Here is a 17,011-nt window from a genome sequence, read left to right on the forward strand (position 1 = left end):
ACCTGCCAACCTCTGGGAGGATTGACGGCATGGAACTGCACATCACGGGGGATCCCGCCGCGGACAAGTTGTTGAGTGAGGACGCCTTTGCGCTGCTGACGGGCATGCTGCTGGACCAGCAGGTGACCATGGAATCGGCGTTCGCGGGTCCGGAGAAAATCCGGACCAGGATCGGGTCCATCGCGCCGGCTGCAATCGCGTCCCAGGAGCCGCAGGCCTTCGTGGAGATGTTCAAGGAACGCCCTGCCGTCCACCGCTTCCCGGGCTCGATGGCGGCAAGGGTGCAGGCGCTCGCGGAAGCAGTGGAGAACGAATGGGACGGGGACGCCACCGCGATCTGGACCAAGGGCAACCCGGACGGCGCCGAGGTCCTGCGCCGGCTCAAGGCACTGCCTGGCTTTGGGGAGCAGAAGGCCAAAATTTTCCTGGCCCTGCTGGGCAAGCAGTGTGGCCTGCAGGCGCCGGGCTGGCGGGAGGCCGCCGGGCACTACGGCGAGGAAGGTTCGTTCCTCTCCGTCGCCGACATCGTTGATCCCGGGTCCCTCGTGAAAGTCCGCGCCAGCAAGCAGGCGGCCAAAGCCGCGGCGAAGGCGGCGAAAGCAAAGGACTGACCGGCTGCTTCTGCGCCAATCCCACCGCGGGTTCCCGCCAAAGCTGCATCTTCTGCAACGATGTATGGCAGGAACAGGCGGAACCACGAGAAGGAGCCACCATGGCGATCACCATGAACGATGTTGCCAGGGCAGCGGGCGTGTCGCTGAAGACGGTCTCCAACGTCCTCAATGACTACGAATTCATCCGTCCTGCCACCAAGCAGCGGGTCCAGGACGCCATCGCCGAGCTGGGCTACGAGGCCAACCTGACCGCGCGCAGCCTCCGCTCCGGCAAGACCCGCATGCTGGGCCTGGTCCTGTCCGACCTCTCTGCCCCGTATTATGCCGAGCTGGCTTCGCGGCTGATGAAGGCCGCATCGCAGCGGGGGTACCGGGTCCTGGTGGAGCAGTCCGACGCCGTGGCGGACGTGGAACTGAACGCCCTGCAGGGGCCGTTCCGGCAGCTCACCGACGGCCTGCTGTTCACCCCCCTGGTCATGGAGGCGGACGCGATTGCCGGCCGCCTGGGCAACAAACCGCTGGTGATGCTGGGCGAACACATCCTCGATCCCCGGTTTGATCTGGTCACCATGAAAAACGAGGAAGCCGCGGCGGCGCTGACCGCGCACCTGGTTGCCGGCGGCCGCCGTCGGATTGCGGTCATTGGCGCCGATCCGGACGAGTCCGCCGGGAGCGCGGGGCTGCGGCTTAACGGCTACCGGAGCGCACTGGACAAGGCAGGGATCCCTTTCGATCCCGCACTGATCGCCCCGTGTGAATGGCGCCGCGACGGGGGAGCAGCCGGCGTGGCCGGCCTGCTTGACCGCGGCGTCGAATGCGATGCGGTGTTCGGGCTGAATGATGCCATCGCGCTTGGAGCCATGCACGAGCTGCTCATCCGCGGCGTCAAGGTGCCGCAGCAGGTGGCGGTGGCCGGTTTTGATGACATTGACGAGGCCCGGTTTGCCTCGCCCTCCCTGACCACGGTTTCACCCGGCATGGCCGAGATCGCTGAGCGTTCCATCGCCCTGCTTATCGACAGGATCGAAGGGCATGAAACGGCGGACCAGGGCGTGCACGTGGAAGCCGGGTTCCAGCTGCAGGTCCGCGAATCCGCGCCGTAGGTTTCGCCTGGCGGGCGGCAGGGTACGTCTTTCGGGACGAGCTTAACGAGGAAAGGTGCTTGGATGATTGCCCTTCTTGTCATCGACATGCAGAACGCGTACTTCGAGGCGCCGGAACTGGCAGCCCGGCAGGAGGACCTGGTCAGGTCCTGCAACAGGCTGCTTGAGGCGTTCAAGGCCGGCGGGCACAAGGCATTGATGGTGGGCACCGAGCACGAACGCGACAAATCCACCTGGACGCTGAACATGCTCGACGACGACCAGGGCTTTATCTTCCGCGGCAGCAAGCAGGCCGAGGCTGTGCCCGGGCTGGCCATCGACGGCCTGCCCCAGCTGAACAAGACACGCGACAGCGCCTTTGTGGGCACCAACCTGCTGTCCCGCCTCCGCAACTGGGGTGCCGGTGAGGTGGTGCTCGCCGGCGTCTCCACCGACAACTGCATCGCCCAGACCGGCGCCGACGCCTTCGCCCACAACATCCGGGTCACCTATGCGAAGGAAGCCATGGCCTCCGAGGACAGCCAGGACGCGGCGGACATGCTGCGGATCCTGTCCAGCACCTACCGCCAGCCCGTCCAGTCCACGGAGGAGATCCTCGCCCGGCTCAGCAGCTGAGTTCCTCCGCTGCCGGGGAGCCTTCCCGCTCAGCCCAGGCCGCTGAGTCTTCCCACCTTTAAGGACGGACGACGGCGTGTCCCGGCAAAACGCCGTCGTCCTCCCTTTGCGCTGGGTGAAATCTGGGGAATCCCAGCGCCACAGGTTGCTGCCCCGGTAGTGGAGAGCCGCGCATAATGAGTTTGAAACGTGGCTGAAACGTCCACAACCTAAGGTGGGCAGCACACCGTCGGCTGTCCGTTGAAGGGACCTCTATGCATCTCATGCCACGTGAGCAGGAAAAGCTTCTGATCGTAGTGGCCGCAGATCTGGCCCGACGCCGCCAGGCCCGCGGGCTCAAGCTCAACTACCCCGAGGCCGTGGCCATCATCAGTTACGAATTGATCGAGGGTGCCCGGGACGGCCGCACCGTTGCGGAGCTGATGAGCTACGGCACCACCCTGTTGGCCCGGGAGGACGTGATGGAGGGCGTGCCGGAAATGATCCACGACGTGCAGATCGAGGCAACCTTCCCGGACGGCACCAAGCTCGTCACCGTCCACGATCCCATCCGCTGAAGGGCAGGCCATGATTCCAGGAGAGTACATCCTCCGCCTTGAATCGGTGACGGCGAACGCCGGCCGGGAGGCGATCGACGTCGTCGTCACCAACACCGGCGACAGGCCAGTCCAGGTGGGCTCGCACTTCCACTTTGCCGAAGCCAACGCCGCGCTGGCCTTTGACCGCGAAGCAGCCTACGGCCGCCGGCTGGACATACCCGCCGGCACCGCTGCCAGGTTCGAACCGGGGGACTCCCGGAACGTGCGGCTGATCCAACTTGCTGGCAGCCGCGAGGTGCACGGCCTGAGCAACGCCGTCAACGGGCCGTTGCTGCGCGGACTGGAGTCCGGCGGCCCCGGCCAAGACGCGAAGGAGACTGCCCAGTGAGCTTCGAGATTCCCCGGCGGCAGTACGCCGATCTTTACGGCCCGACTGCCGGTGATGCGATCCGCCTGGCGGACACCGAACTGTTCCTCGAGATCGAGAAGGACCTCACGGTCTATGGCGAGGAAGTGGTGTTCGGCGGCGGCAAGGTGATCCGCGACGGCATGGGCCAGAACGGCCAGGCGGTCCGCGACGAGGACATCCCCGATACCGTGATCACCAACGTGGTGATCCTGGATTACACCGGCATCTGCAAGGCGGACGTCGCGCTGAAGGACGGGCACATCTTCAGGATCGGCAAGGCCGGCAATCCGCAGATCACCGATGGCGTGGACATCGTGATCGGCGCCAGCACCGAAATCATCGCGGGAGAACGCAAGATCCTCACCGCCGGCGGCGTGGACACCCACATCCATTTCATCTCCCCGGACCAGATCCCCACAGCGCTGGCCAGCGGCATAACCACCATGATCGGCGGCGGCACCGGCCCGGCCGAAGGCACCAAGGCCACCACCGTCACTCCGGGAAAGTGGCACATCCAGCGGATGCTGCAGGCGGCTGAGGGATTCCCCGTGAACATCGGCCTGTTGGGCAAGGGCCATGCGTCCGCCGTCGAACCCCTGGCCGAGCAGATCCGCGCGGGCGCCATTGGCCTGAAGGTCCACGAGGACTGGGGGTCCACTACCTCCTCGATAGACACGTCCCTGACCGTGGCGGACGAGTACGACGTCCAGGTGGCCATCCACACCGACACGCTGAACGAGTGCGGCTTCGTGGAGGACACCATCCGCGCCATCAACGGCCGCGTCATCCACACTTTCCACACCGAAGGCGCCGGCGGCGGCCACGCGCCGGACATCATCAAGATCGCCGGGATGCCCAACGTTCTGCCGGCGTCCACCAACCCCACGCTTCCGTACACGCGCAACACCATTGAAGAGCACCTGGACATGCTGATGGTTTGCCACCACCTCAACCCGGACATCCCCGAGGACGTGGCCTTCGCCGATTCCCGGATCCGGGCCGAGACCATCGCCGCGGAGGACGTGCTGCAGGACCTCGGAATCTTCTCCATCACCTCATCGGACTCCCAGGCCATGGGCCGGGTGGGCGAGGTGATCACCCGCACGTGGCAGGTGGCGGACAAGATGAAGAGGCAGCGCGGGGTGTTGCAGGACCCCCGGGGGGACAAAGCAGCCGGAGCGCACGGTTCCGCGGCGGGCCTGGGCGCAGCCAGCGACAACTTCCGGCTCAAGCGCTACGTGGCCAAGTACACCATCAACCCGGCCATCGCCCAGGGCATCGCGGACTCCGTGGGCTCGGTGGAGGTGGGCAAGCTCGCGGACCTGGTGCTGTGGGATCCGGCCTTCTTCGGCGTGAAACCGGAGCTGGTGCTCAAGGGCGGCCAGATTGCCTACGCGCTCATGGGCGACGCCAATGCCTCCATTCCCACCCCGCAGCCCCGCACCATGCGCCCGATGTTCGGCTCGTTCGGCAAAGCAGTCCAGCAGTGCTCCATCACGTTCCTGTCCCAAGCTGCCATCGAGGCCGGCGTACCCCACGAGCTGGGGCTTGAGAAAGTCATCCGGCCCGTCTCGGGCATCCGCACCTTGACCAAAGCGGACCTCAAGTACAACGACGCGACGCCGGACATCCAGGTGGACCCGGAAACCTACCAGGTGACGGTGGACGGCGAAGACGTCACCTGCGAGCCGTCCGATGTCCTGCCCATGGCCCAGCGCTACTTCCTGTTCTAGAACTTCTTTTCCAAATTCGGAGCACCACGTGATCATCGAAAAAGTCCTCGGCAACCTGCACGAACTGCCGGATCCCCACGCCTACGCCCACCTGCACCAGGAAAAAGTGGTCCTGCCCAGCGCCCAGCTGGTCAAACGGATCCAGCGCGCCACCACCGACCACGGCAAGGAGATCGGCATCCGGCTGCCCCCGGGTTCCGGCGACCTTCGCGACGGCGACATCCTGCACGTGGAAGAGTCCAACATGATCGTGGTGTCCGTGCTGCCCACCGATGTGCTCGTGATCGCGCCCCGTTCCGTACACGAGATGGGCGTCGTGGCGCACTCCCTCGGCAACCGGCATCTCCAGGCCCAGTTCTTTGACTCGGCGTCCGAGTACGGGGCCGAGGTCATGGTGTGCGCCTACGACCACACCGTCGAGGACTACCTCCGCCACAACTCAGTGCCCTACTCCCGCCAGGACCGCGTCATGCCTGTGCCTTTCCGCCATGCTGAGCACTCGCACTAGCACTCCGGTGGTTGAGCCTGTCGAAACCCAGGGTGCGTTGGCTAATCCCGTGGTTGAGCCTGTCGAAACCCAGGGTGCGTTGGCCCATCCGGTGGTTGAGCCTGTCGAAACCCATGTTGCGGTCGCGGGGGCTTCAGCGGGTGATAGGAGCCGTGCCCGCTTCGCGGTGCCCACCACGCCGCGGCCCCTATCACCCGCCTCCGCCGATCCAAAAGGGCACCTTTCGTCGAGGTGCTTGTCATGAGCTATCAGCTTGCTTTGCAGCAACTTACTGATTCCGCTTTGCCTACTGGGGCTTTTGCGCACTCTCTTGGATTTGAGGGCTACGTCGATGCCGGTGTTGTTCGTGATGAGGCGTCGTTCCGGGTGTGGCTGTCTGCTTTTATCGGGCAGCAGTTGACCTATTCGGATGGGTTGGCCATTCGGTTTTTGTATGAGGGTGCTGATGTTGGGGAGCTCGATGCGCTGCTCTCTGCTTCCCTTTTGGCCCGGCAGGTTCGGGAGGCCTCCGTCAAGATGGGGCTCCGGCTGTTGGAGATCGGTGCTGAGGTTTTTCCTTCGCCTGAGCTGGAGCTGTACCGGGACATGGTGACCACCGGTCGTGCCGCCGGGCATCAGCCGCTGGCGTTCGCCGTCGTTGCCCTTTCACTCGGCGTGCCGCTGCAGGAGGCGCTCGCCGCCTACCTTTTCGCCACCGCCACGTCCCTGACGCAGAACGCCGTCCGCGCCATCCCGCTGGGCCAGAACGCCGGCCAGCGTCTCCTCAGGCAAGCGGCCGACGACGTCGCTGCCGCCGCCGAGCGGATCCCGCACCTGGCGGCGGACGACTTCGGTGCCGTCAGCCCCGGACTCGAAATTTCGCAAATGCGGCACGAACGGCAACGTGCCCGGATGTTCATGAGCTAGCTGTGCTTTTGAATTCAAGGAGGAAACAATGAGCGAACCCATCAAGATCGGCATCGGCGGACCCGTTGGAGCAGGCAAGACCCAACTCGTGGAGCGCCTCACCCGGCACATGAGCGGCGAAATCTCCATGGCCGCCATCACCAACGACATCTACACCATCGAGGACGCCAGAATCCTCGCCGCCAACGGCGTCCTCCCCGTGGACCGGATCATCGGCGTCGAAACCGGCGGCTGCCCGCACACCGCCATCCGTGAAGACACCTCCATGAACACCGCCGCCATCGAGGAACTCAAAGCCCGCCACCCCGACCTGCAGGTCATCTTTGTCGAATCCGGCGGCGACAACCTCTCCGCCACCTTCAGCCCCGAACTCGTCGACTTCTCCATCTACATCATCGACGTGGCCCAAGGCGAGAAAATTCCCCGCAAAGCCGGCCAAGGCATGATCAAGTCCGACCTCTTCATCATCAACAAAACCGACCTCGCACCACATGTTGGCGCAGACCTGAAGGTCATGGAGCGGGATTCGCGGGAATTCAGGGGCAACAAACCTTTCTGCTTCACGAACCTCAAGACCGACGAAGGGCTCGACGCCGTCATCGACTGGGTGCGCCGGGATGTCCTGATGCTTGATCTGGCCACATGAGCACGACGGCGGCGCCCGCGACTCCGGCGGCTTCACCGGATGTAAGGGGCCGTGCCCGTCCCCAGCCGCCCCCAACGCTCGCAAGCTCGAGTCGGGGCCCTCGCGGCAGTGGGCCCCCCACGAGGCCCACCACGCCGCGGCCCCTTACACCCGGCTCCGCCGCCTCTGCGGTTGAGTCGCCTCGAGGCGTGCTTGAGCTCGTTATCGGTGAACGTGGTGGGCGTTCCATAGCGTCCCGGCAATTTCATGAGGGCGCTCTGCGGGTTTTGCGGCCGCATTACCTTGATGACTCGGGGCAGGTTTGCTATGTCGTTGTGAATCCAGGCGGGGCTTATCTGGGTGCTGATCTCTATTTGTTGGATGTGGAGGTCCAGGACGGGGCCTCTTTGGTGTTCACCACCCAGTCCGCTACCAAGGTTTATCGGACTCCTGGGTCTTTTGCTGAGCAACGGATGGTTGTTCGGCTGGGGGAGGGGGCGCGGCTGGAGCTCATGCCGGACCAGCTCATCGCCTACCGGGAGGCCAGCTACCGGCAACTGACCTCCGTGACGGTCCGGCCGTCGTCGAGCCTGGTGATGGCTGAAGTGGTGACTCCGGGGTGGTCTCCGGACGGGGCGGCCTTCCGGTACGAGGAAGTGCGGCTCCGGAACGCGATCCATGTTGAGGCGGACGAAGGCACCCGGGTCATGGCGCTCGACAACCTGCTGATCCGGCCGCCGTCGGGGGACGTCACAGGGCTGGGGTTCATGGAGGGGTTCAGCCACCTCGGGTCCCTGATTGTTGCCGACCCCCGTGTGGACCAGGCGCTCGCCGATGAGCTGCACCACTTGACGTCGAAAAACGATGCCTTGACCGGAATTTCACTGACCCGCACCGTCCAAGGAACCACCGGACTGGTCCTGCGCTCGCTTTCCAACAGCACCGGAGAACTGAACCTCCTGCTTGGCGCCTGCACAGCCCTCCTCCGCAAGCGGTGGTACGGGCAGGAGCCATTGAACCTGAGGAAGCACTGATGACTGCGGCGTTGAAGGGGCGGCTGACGGGTGGCTCCAGACCATAAGAAGGGGCGAAGCAAGCGGGCACGGGGGCGGTGCCCAGCCGGGCAGGAGCCTCCGCCCTGCCGGCAGGCTCAGGCCGCCATCCGGCCCTTGCTCTTCCGGTGCGGCCGGTTCTTCGCCTGGTCCCGGACTCGCACGCCCGGATCCATTGGGACGTGACCGCCGTCGGGAACTGTAGTATCCGTGTGCAGGTGGACGCCATGTTCAATCAGGACGCTGGAGCCAATCCGCGAGTGGCTCCCGATATGCACCCGGCTTCCGATCACCGTCCCACGGCCGATCCGCACGCCATCACCGATCACCGCGCGCTCGCCAATGGTCGCATCGCGGTCAATCCAGCTGCCGTGCCCAACCCGGCACCCCGAGCCGATCCGGGCGCCGTACTCTACATACGTCATCGGACCGATGCGTGCGCTGTCGGCGACTGTGGCGCCCGGAGCGATAAGCCCGCCGCCGTTGGCATGGCGGGCATAGCGGGTGACCTTCCCGGCGTCGTCTTCAACTGATACAAACTTCGCGTTCATTCAATCCCTCGCTTGAAGGCGCGGACTCTTCCGCACACTCAGTTAACGGTCCACAACTCAAAGGGATTCCCGCGAAATGCGAAGGACGGCAGGCTACGCCACCAGGTTGGCAGCGGCAGTGTCCATGTGTGCCCGAATGGTCTTGCGGGCCAGGGATGCGTCACCGGTTTCGATCGCCGCAACGATTTCATGGTGGCGGTCCACGCTCATGTTTTTGACGCCCTTCTCCAGCCCGGCGAACATGATGGACATCCGGATGGAGCCTTCCAGCGATTCCCATGTGTGCAGCAGGGTCTCGTTCTCCGTGAGCCGGCACAGGGTGCGGTGGAACTCCAGGTCCGATTCAACGCGCTCCTGCAGGCCTGCCTTCTCCGCCGCCTTCATCCCATCGATGGCTGAGCGCAGGGAACCAATGACATGCTGCCGGTCCGGCAGCTCGCACAGCGTCCGGGCGGCCAGGGATTCCAGCGCGGCGCGGACAGCGTAGATGTCCCGGATTTCCTTTTCATCCAGGTGGCGGACCGAAAGCCTGCCACGGGGCCCGGCTGACAGCAGGCCTTCCTGCTCCAGTTGCCGAAGTGCCTCGCGGAGGGTGCCGCGGCTGATCTGCAGCATGTCCGAAAGTTCGGTCTCCACCAGGTGCCGGCCAGGTTCCAGCTCACCGCTGGTGATGGCGGTCCTCAGCGCCGAGAGCGCCTGCTCGCGCAGGCTTTTCTTCTGCAGTCCCAGCAGCGGTGCTGTCACTCCGGCCATGGTGTCTGTCCTCAATGTTCTAAGTCGACTGTTTACAGTCGTAGTTTCGATAATACGGCAGAAGCACGGCGCCGGGCGGGACCTGGTACCGTGCTTCTGCATCGATCAGACCTAGCCGAGTTCGGCGAGGACCTTCGCGACGATCCTGTCCACGGCCAGGCCGTAGCGGTCATGCAGTGTGGGCAGTGCGCCGGCGTCCAGGAACTGGTCCGGGAGGGCGACCGGGACCACGCGCTTGCCCACTCCGGCGGTGACGACGGCCGAGGCCACGGTTTCGAACAGGCCGCCCACCACGGAGTGGTTTTCCAGCGTGACGGCCAGCCGGTCGGTGTTGATCTGGGCGAGGACGGTTTCGGCGTCGAACGGCTTAATGGTGGGGGTATGCACGACGGCGACGTCCACGTTGTGTGCCGCGAGGGCCTTGGCTGCCTGCAGGGCGCGCATGGTCATCAGGCCCGAGGAGATGAAAACAACGTCGTTGCCGCCGCGCAGCACCTTGGCCTTGCCCAGTTCGAACGTGTAGCCGTACTCGTCCAGAACGGTGGGGACATTGCCGCGGAGCAGGCGCAGGTAAGTTGGTCCCTCCGAAGCTGCCAGCTGGGGGACCGCCTGCTCGATGTCCACTGAGTCGCAGGGGTCAACGATGGTCAGGTTGGGCATGCCGCGGAAGATCGCCATGTCCTCCGTGGCCTGGTGGCTGGGACCGTATCCGGTTGTCAGGCCCGGCAGTCCGCCCACGATGTTCACGTTCAGGTTCGGTTCGGCCGCGTCCAGGCAGAGGAAATCGTAGGCGCGCCGGGCGGCGAACACCGAGTAGGTGGACGCGAACGGCACCAACCCGGTTTCAGCCAGGCCGGCGGCGGCGCCGAAGAGCAATTGTTCGGCCATGCCCATCTGGAAGAACCGCTCAGGGAAGGCCTTGGCGAAGATGTGCATGTCCGTGTACTTGCCCAGGTCCGCTGTCAGGCCCACGATCTTGTCGTTCTCCTGCGCGGCCTTCACCAGCGCGTGCCCGAACGGCGCGGAGCTGGTCTTCTGGCCGGGATCGGCAAAGGAGGCGATCATGGCCGAGGTCTTCAGCTTAGGCTTGGCCGCTGTTGCAATGGCTGCAGGTGCCGAAACGGCCGTGGTGGTGGTGCTCATGCTGAAGCCTTTCCTTCGTATCCGGCCGTGAGCTGCTCGCGGCAGGTCTGCCATTCGTGTTCTTCGATGCGCATGAAGTGCGCCTTCTCGCGGTTCTCCAGCAGGGGTACGCCGCGGCCCACCTTCGTGTCACACAGGATCACCGAGGGACGTCCGACGGCGGCGGCCTGGGCTGCGGCGTTGTCGAACGCTGCCAGCAGCGCGCCGACGTCGTTCCCGTCCACGCGCTGGGTGTACCAGCCGAACGATTCCCACTTTTCGGTGACGGGTTCGGTGCGCAGCACCGTGTCCGTTTTGCCGTCCGCCTGCAGGGCGTTGATGTCCACCATCGCCGTGAGGTTCCCGAGTTGGTGGTGGTGGGCGCCCATGGCCGCTTCCCAGGTGGAGCCCTCGTCCAGTTCGCCGTCGGAGAGGAAGTTGAACACCCGGGCGTTGGAGCCCTGGTAGCGCAGGCCCAGGGCCATGCCGACGGCGATGGTCAGGCCGTGTCCCAGGGAGCCGCCGGAGATTTCCATGCCGGGAGTGTAGGTGGACATCCCGGACATCGGCAGGCGGGAATCGTCCGAACCGTAAGTTGCCAGCTCTTCGACCGGGACGATCCCGGCTTCGGCCAGCGCCGCGTAGTGGCCGATTGCGTAGTGGCCGGTGGAGAGCAGGAACCTGTCCCTGGCTTCCCAATGCGGATCTTCTGCCTTGAACCGGAGCTGGTCACCGTAGACGGTGGCGAGCATGTCCGCGGCGCCCAGGGCCTGGCCCACATAGCCTTGGCCCTGGACCTCGCCCATGTTCAGGGCGTGGTGCCGGATCCGGTAGGCGGCGGCGCTGGTCTTCCCGATGCGGTCCTGGGCCATCTGGCTTTCCACAGCCGGGGTCTGGACGGTATCCGTTGGCATTGCATGCTCCGTGTTCGTTTCGTGCGTGAGGGTCATTAGACGCTTACCGTGTTGGGGGTGCTTTTGGTGGCTTCGTCAGCCAGCTGGCGTTCCCGCTTTCCCCAGGTTTCGCGGGTGGCTACAGCAGACCACAGCCCGATGGCGGCGTACAGGCCGAACAGCAGTGCCGGGCCCATCCAGCCGAAGCTGACGAACAGCAGGGTGGTGACGAACGGGGTGAAGCCGGACACCATGGCGGAGATCTGGTACGCCAGGGAAGCACCTGAGGCGCGGGTTTTCGCCTGGAACAGCTCGGGGAACCAGGAGCCCTGGGCGCCGGCGAGCGAGTTCTGGCAGACGGCGTAGGAGATGGCGACCGTGGCGATGATGAAGATGAACAGCCCGGTGTTCACCAGCAGGAACATGGGAACCGCGAAGAGTACGGCGAAGGCGCAGGACCAGATGTACAGCGGCCGGCGGCCGATCCTGTCAGTCAGGCGGGCCCAGGCCATGGTGGCGAAGATGCCGATGGCTGAGGCGATGCAGAGGGCGATGAGGGTCTCGCTCTTGTCCGCCAGCTTTTCGGTGTGCAGGTACGAAATCATGTACGTGATGGACACGGCGTAGCCGGCTGTTTCGGCGACGCGCAGGCCGATGCCGCGGACGATGTTGCGCCAGTCCGTCTTGATGACCTCAATGATGGGAGACTTCACGATGTCGCCGCTGTCCTTGACCTCGTCGAAGACGGGGCTTTCCGGAACCTTTGCACGGATGATCAGGCCCACCACCACCAGCACGATGCTGGCCAGGAACGGAACGCGCCAGGCGAGCTCGCCGCCGAGGTTGACGCTGACCAGGAAGACCAGGTTGGCCAGCAGGAGGCCTACCGGGAAGCCGGCCTGGACGATGCCGGTGAACTTGCCCTTGGACTTCCACGGCGCGTGCTCGTAGCTCATCAGGATGGCGCCGCCCCATTCGGCACCAAAGGCCAGGCCCTGGACAATGCGGACGAACACCAGCAGCGCCGGAGCCAGCAGGCCCACCTGGCTGTAGGTGGGGAGCAGGCCGATCAGGAACGTAGCCACGCCCATCAGGATCAGCGAGGCGACCAGCACAGGCTTGCGGCCTACCTTGTCACCGAGGTGTCCGCCGATGATGCCGCCCAGCGGGCGGGCGGCGAAGCCCACACCCAGGGTGGCGAAGGCAGCCAGGGTGCCGGTGACGGGATCGCCCGTGGGGAAGAAGGCGGTTCCAAAATACAGCGCAGCAGCGGTGCCGAAACCGATGAAGTCGTACGTCTCGATCACTGCGCCCACACCGGAGCCGATGGCGACGCGCCTGGCGTCCTTGGTGCCGTGGACCGGCCCGCGCATAGTCAGAGCATCTTTGCTCATGGTGGTTCCCTTTCGGAGAGCGGCGTCATTGGGGGTAGGCCGCTGTCGACCGTTAACAAATGATAGACCCAGTGTGACGCGGATCATGACCGGTGTCAACAGTCGACTCTGGAGGTTGACTGTCAACACTGCGTCAGTCTACTGTGGTCCTCATCACTACCGCTCGGTATGAGCCGCGCACTACAGAACCAAGGGATCAATGATGTTCCATTCCAGACTCGGGTGCTCATCCATCAGCTTCCGCCACCAGGAGCTCATCGCTGCCCTGGGAACCATGAGCGAACTGGGGTTCGAGGAGATTGACCTGGGTGCCCTTCCGGGCGTCTGCGACCACGTCCCCTACAACCTCGACCCGGTGGCCGTCGCCACTGTTTCCACGCAGGTTGCTGCATCCGGGCTCCGGGTGCGCTCCGTGAACGGCGACATCGGGGACCTTAATGCAGTGCTCGACGGCGACGGCCGGGCAGCGAGGCAGCGGCACCTGGACGCCTTGCTCACCCTGACGGCTGACACCGGAGCCAGGGCGCTGGTGCTGCCCTGCGGCGCACTGGACCATGCCCCCGTCCGGAGCGTGGGGGAGGACCTGGACACCATCGCCGGGCAACTCATCCAGGCACACGAACGGGCTGCGGGGTTCGGCGTCGAACTGTGGACCGAGTCGCTGCACTTCCTGCGGTTCTGCTGGAACCTGGAACGCGCGGGACTGCTGGCTGACCGGCTGGCGGGATCCGGCGTCGGAATTGTTATGGATTTCAGCCACATCGTGGCGGCCGGCGAGGACCCGCTGCAGTACCTCAAGCGGCACCGCGGGCGCATCTCCCACGTCCACCTGCGGGACGCCGTGCCGGGGAACATTAACCTCAGCATCGGCAACGGCAACACTGACTTTGCCGGCGGGCTGAAGCGGCTCGCGGCAGACGGCTACGCCGGGCACTTCTCGCTGGAGCTGGAAACCCGGGACGTCACCCACGACGAACGGCCGGCTGCCGCAGCCAAAGCGGCAAGCTTCATTACCGACCTCATCTGACCCTCGATTGCTGCCTAACTGCCCTTTTGACCCCTCAAAACGGCGCCTGCGGAGCAATCGATCCAACCCACCACACTGAACAAAACCCAAGGAGCATCATGACCACCATCCAGCGCACCGCCGTCCTCACCGGGGCAACCTCGGACCGGGGCATCGGCCTCACCACAGCCCGCCGCTACGCCAGCCAGGGTTGGGCCGTGGTCATCCTGGACCTCGATGGCGAGAAGTCCGCAAAGGTTGCCGCCGAGATCGGCAACGAGTTCAACGTTCCTGCCTTCGGCCACGAAATCGACGTCGCCAACGAGGCCTCCGTGACGGCCGCCCAGGCAGCCGTCGCCGCGGAGGTCGCCGCAGGGAACCTGCCTCCCGTCGGTGCCCTGGCCAATATCGCCGGCATCACCTCCCCGCTTCCGTTCCTCGAGACCACCCTTGAGCTGTGGCACAAGGTGATGGACGTGAACGCCACCGGCACCTACCTTGTCACCAAGGCCTTCCTGCCGGACATGATCGAGAACGGCTGGGGCCGGATCGTCAACATGTCCTCAGTCTCCGCCCAGCGCGGCGGCGGCGTCTTCGGCAAGGTCCCCTACTCCGCCGCCAAGGCCGCCATCCTCGGCTTCACCAAGGCCCTGGCCCGCGAGCTCGGCACCACCGGCGTCACCGTCAATGCCATCACGCCCGGCGCCGTGGACACCAACATCCGCGTGGGCAGCACCGAGGAGCAGGAAGCGGCGATCAACGCCGGCATCCCGCTGGGCCGCAACGCCACCACCGAGGAAGTGGCAGCCGTGATCACGTTCCTGTCTTCCGAGGACTCGGCCTACCTCACGGGCACCACCGTCGACATCAACGGCGGAAGCCACCTGCACTAAAAGTCCCGCGCCCCAAGAAACCACGGATGCCAGAGAGCCCATAATGACAAAGATCTTCAACGACCCCTCAGATTTCGCCGAGGAAGCCCTGGCCGGCTTCTGCGACGTCCACTCTGACCTGGTCCGCCGCGTTCCGGGCGGTGCCGTCCGGAGCCGCCGGCCCGTGCAGCCCAAGGTGGCTGTCCTGGCCGGCGGCGGATCGGGGCACTACCCGGCCTTCGCGGGCCTGATCGGGCAGGGACTTGCGGACGGGGCAGTAGTGGGCAACATCTTCACCTCTCCTTCCGCCCAGCAGGCATATGCCGTGGCCAAAGCCGCAGAGTCCGGCGCGGGCGTCGTTTTCACCTACGGCAACTACGCCGGCGACGTGATGAACTTCGGCATGGCCAGCGAACGGCTGGCGGCCGAGGGCGTCGCGGTGGAGAACGTACTGGTTACGGACGACATCGCCAGCGCTCCGCCGTCGGAAGCGGACAAACGCCGGGGCATCGCCGGCGACTTCACGGTCTTCAAGATCATGGGCGCCGCCGCCGAAGCTGGCTCGGACCTGGCCGACGTCGTCCGACTGGGCCGCAAGGCCAACGCCCGCACCCGCACTATCGGCAGCGCCTTCTCCGGCTGCACCTTCCCGGGCGCTTCCTCCCCGTTGTTCTCGCTTCCGGACGGGCAGATGGGGCTGGGCCTCGGGATCCACGGCGAGCCGGGACTCCTCGACACCGACCTGCCGTCTGCGAAGGACCTGGGCCGGGAGCTGGTAACCCGGCTGCTGGCGGAGACGCCGGAGGGTGCCGGGACACGGATCGCCGTCATCCTCAACGGGCTGGGTTCCACCAAGCACGAAGAGCTCTTCGTGCTGTGGGGAACGGTGGCCCCGCTGCTCCGCGGCGCCGGCTACACCCTGGTGATGCCCGAGGTAGGCGAGCTGGTCACCAGCCTGGACATGGCCGGCGTCTCGCTCACGGTCACCTGGCTTGACGGGGAGCTCGAGCCGCTGTGGACTGCTCCTGCGGAGACACCCGCCTACCGCCGCGGAAACACGTCCCGGGAGGCAGGTGCGTTGGCGGCTGAAGGAACATTCGACGGCGGCGCGGACCTTGCCGCGTTCGATGCCACGGCAGGCTCCCGGGATTATGCCGGCGCCTGTGTTGCGGCGCTGGAAGCAGCCAAGTCCTCGATCCACGATGCCGAGGAGCAACTTGGCAGGCTGGACGCGGTCGCAGGCGACGGCGACCACGGCCGGGGGATGGTCCGTGGAATTGATGCCGCAGCCGCCGCAGCTTCCATCGTCCTGGGGCAAGGGGGCGGGGCCGGTGACGTGCTCGCTGCAGCCGGCGACGCCTGGGCCGACAAGGCAGGCGGAACCTCAGGTGTCCTCTGGGGCGCCGGGTTGCGGGCCTTCGGTGAATGCGTGGGGAATACCGGCGCCCCCGATGCACTGGAACTTGCCGTGGCAGTGACGGCGTTTGCGGACCGGATCGTCCAGCTGGGCAAGGCGGAAACCGGCGACAAAACCATGGTGGACGCCCTGCTGCCCTTTGCTGCCAGCTTCAGCCGCCTCGTGGCGGAGGGCCAGCCGTCCGGCAACGCGTGGCAGGAGTCGGCCGTGCGCGCCACGGAAGCTGCCGCGGCCACCGCAGGCCTGCTGCCCCTGAAGGGCCGCGCCCGCCCGCTGGCCGAAAAAAGCCTCGGAACGCCGGACCCCGGCGCCACGTCGCTGGCCATGGTGTTCGCCGTTATGGGGTCGCATTTCACCGCCCTGCCGGCAGTAAAAGAAACCGTTGGAGCTGAATCATGAGCAGGGAAGGACAATCCGTGGGACTTCGACTCATTGTCGGCGCCGACGAAGCAGGTGTTGACTACAAGGACCGCGTGCTGGAGGACCTCCGGCAGGATCCGCGGGTCAGCGAGGTCATCGACATCGGCGTGAACCGCAGTGATGCCCGGGAGGAGTTCACCAGACCCTACCCGTACGTGGGGATCGCTGCCGGGGAAATGATCCGGGACGGCGCCGCGGATCGTGCGATTCTTTTTTGCGGCACTGGAATCGGGGTAGCCATCGCAGCCAACAAAGTCGAAGGAATCAGGGCCACCGCCGCCCACGATTCGTTTTCCGTGGAACGTTCCATCCTTTCCAACGACTGCCAGGTCGTCACCATGGGCCAGCGTGTAGTGGGCATCGAACTCGCGCGCCGGCTGGCCAGGGAGTGGATCGGCTACACCTTCGACCCGGCTTCCGCCTCAGCGGGCAAGGTCAAGGTTCTGACGGACTTCGAAACCTGCTGACCGGCCGGACGG

At 65.5% G+C, this 17,011-nt stretch carries 19 protein-coding genes; 14 read left to right on the forward strand and 5 right to left on the reverse strand.

What is annotated here, in order from left to right:
• The first annotated feature begins 29 nt into the window (after nt 1-29).
• From FBY31_RS15660 to FBY31_RS15710, 10 genes are all read left to right on the forward strand, one after another.
• The gene (locus tag FBY31_RS15660; RefSeq protein ID WP_200833382.1) at nt 30-611 is read left to right on the forward strand and encodes an HhH-GPD-type base excision DNA repair protein; all 582 of its coding nucleotides are present in this window, start codon (nt 30-32) and stop codon (nt 609-611) included.
• Nucleotides 612-712: 101 nt separating this feature from the next.
• Nucleotides 713-1,717, forward strand: a complete 1,005-nt coding sequence (locus tag FBY31_RS15665; protein ID WP_142042942.1) for a LacI family DNA-binding transcriptional regulator — start codon at nt 713-715, stop codon at nt 1,715-1,717.
• A 63-nt stretch (nt 1,718-1,780) separates the two neighbouring features.
• Nucleotides 1,781-2,332: a cysteine hydrolase family protein gene (locus FBY31_RS15670; protein ID WP_142042943.1), complete on the forward strand. Its 552-nt coding sequence runs from the start codon at nt 1,781-1,783 to the stop codon at nt 2,330-2,332.
• 254 nt (nt 2,333-2,586) lie between these two features.
• Nucleotides 2,587-2,889 carry an urease subunit gamma gene (locus tag FBY31_RS15675; protein ID WP_142042944.1) on the forward strand — a complete coding sequence of 101 codons (303 nt, stop codon included), beginning with the start codon at nt 2,587-2,589 and terminating at the stop codon, nt 2,887-2,889.
• A gap of 10 nt (nt 2,890-2,899) precedes the next feature.
• Nucleotides 2,900-3,259, forward strand: coding sequence for an urease subunit beta (locus FBY31_RS15680; protein ID WP_142042945.1), 360 nt, complete (start codon nt 2,900-2,902; stop codon nt 3,257-3,259).
• Nucleotides 3,256-5,013 carry an urease subunit alpha gene (gene ureC, locus FBY31_RS15685; protein WP_142042947.1) on the forward strand — a complete coding sequence of 586 codons (1,758 nt, stop codon included), beginning with the start codon at nt 3,256-3,258 and terminating at the stop codon, nt 5,011-5,013. The genes FBY31_RS15680 and ureC overlap by 4 nt, the downstream gene beginning before the upstream one ends.
• A gap of 28 nt (nt 5,014-5,041) precedes the next feature.
• Nucleotides 5,042-5,521 carry an urease accessory protein UreE gene (gene ureE / locus FBY31_RS15690; RefSeq protein ID WP_142042949.1) on the forward strand — a complete coding sequence of 160 codons (480 nt, stop codon included), beginning with the start codon at nt 5,042-5,044 and terminating at the stop codon, nt 5,519-5,521.
• Between the two features lie 240 nt (nt 5,522-5,761).
• Nucleotides 5,762-6,427: an urease accessory protein UreF gene (locus tag FBY31_RS15695; protein ID WP_142042951.1), complete on the forward strand. Its 666-nt coding sequence runs from the start codon at nt 5,762-5,764 to the stop codon at nt 6,425-6,427.
• Nucleotides 6,428-6,455: 28 nt separating this feature from the next.
• Nucleotides 6,456-7,073 carry an urease accessory protein UreG gene (gene ureG, locus FBY31_RS15700; RefSeq protein WP_142042953.1) on the forward strand — a complete coding sequence of 206 codons (618 nt, stop codon included), beginning with the start codon at nt 6,456-6,458 and terminating at the stop codon, nt 7,071-7,073.
• Nucleotides 7,070-8,086, forward strand: coding sequence for an urease accessory protein UreD (locus FBY31_RS15710; protein WP_442858182.1), 1,017 nt, complete (start codon nt 7,070-7,072; stop codon nt 8,084-8,086). The genes ureG and FBY31_RS15710 overlap by 4 nt, the downstream gene beginning before the upstream one ends.
• A 116-nt stretch (nt 8,087-8,202) precedes the next feature.
• On the opposite strand, the gene FBY31_RS15715 is transcribed toward FBY31_RS15710, so the two are convergent.
• From FBY31_RS15715 to FBY31_RS15735, 5 genes are all read right to left on the reverse strand, one after another.
• On the reverse strand, nt 8,203-8,655 hold the full coding sequence (locus tag FBY31_RS15715; RefSeq protein ID WP_142042956.1) for a DapH/DapD/GlmU-related protein: 453 nt from the start codon (nt 8,653-8,655) through the stop codon (nt 8,203-8,205).
• Nucleotides 8,656-8,748: 93 nt separating this feature from the next.
• On the reverse strand, nt 8,749-9,408 hold the full coding sequence (locus FBY31_RS15720; RefSeq protein ID WP_142042959.1) for a GntR family transcriptional regulator: 660 nt from the start codon (nt 9,406-9,408) through the stop codon (nt 8,749-8,751).
• 111 nt (nt 9,409-9,519) lie between these two features.
• Nucleotides 9,520-10,551, reverse strand: a complete 1,032-nt coding sequence (locus FBY31_RS15725) for a transketolase family protein (RefSeq protein ID WP_142042962.1) — start codon at nt 10,549-10,551, stop codon at nt 9,520-9,522.
• Nucleotides 10,548-11,444 (reverse strand): transketolase, encoded by an 897-nt coding sequence (locus FBY31_RS15730; RefSeq protein WP_142042965.1) that lies wholly within the window; start codon nt 11,442-11,444, stop codon nt 10,548-10,550. Before FBY31_RS15730 ends, FBY31_RS15725 begins: the two co-directional genes overlap by 4 nt.
• Before the next feature lie 35 nt (nt 11,445-11,479).
• A complete protein-coding gene (locus FBY31_RS15735) occupies nt 11,480-12,817 on the reverse strand; it encodes an MFS transporter (RefSeq protein ID WP_142042968.1) in 1,338 nt (445 codons plus the stop codon).
• Nucleotides 12,818-13,019: 202 nt separating this feature from the next.
• On the opposite strand from FBY31_RS15735, the gene FBY31_RS15740 reads away from it, so the two are divergent.
• The 4 genes from FBY31_RS15740 to FBY31_RS15755 all read left to right on the forward strand — a co-directional run bounded on the left by FBY31_RS15740 (nt 13,020) and on the right by FBY31_RS15755 (nt 16,999).
• On the forward strand, nt 13,020-13,844 hold the full coding sequence (locus FBY31_RS15740) for a sugar phosphate isomerase/epimerase family protein (protein ID WP_142042971.1): 825 nt from the start codon (nt 13,020-13,022) through the stop codon (nt 13,842-13,844).
• A gap of 98 nt (nt 13,845-13,942) precedes the next feature.
• A complete protein-coding gene (locus tag FBY31_RS15745) occupies nt 13,943-14,716 on the forward strand; it encodes an SDR family NAD(P)-dependent oxidoreductase (RefSeq protein ID WP_142042974.1) in 774 nt (257 codons plus the stop codon).
• Nucleotides 14,717-14,759: 43 nt separating this feature from the next.
• The gene (locus FBY31_RS15750; RefSeq protein WP_142042977.1) at nt 14,760-16,511 is read left to right on the forward strand and encodes a dihydroxyacetone kinase family protein; all 1,752 of its coding nucleotides are present in this window, start codon (nt 14,760-14,762) and stop codon (nt 16,509-16,511) included.
• Nucleotides 16,508-16,999 (forward strand): RpiB/LacA/LacB family sugar-phosphate isomerase, encoded by a 492-nt coding sequence (locus FBY31_RS15755; RefSeq protein WP_142042980.1) that lies wholly within the window; start codon nt 16,508-16,510, stop codon nt 16,997-16,999. The genes FBY31_RS15750 and FBY31_RS15755 overlap by 4 nt, the downstream gene beginning before the upstream one ends.
• Nucleotides 17,000-17,011: the final 12 nt, after the last annotated feature.

This window comes from Arthrobacter sp. SLBN-100 (assembly GCF_006715305.1).
Taxonomy (GTDB): domain Bacteria; phylum Actinomycetota; class Actinomycetes; order Actinomycetales; family Micrococcaceae; genus Arthrobacter.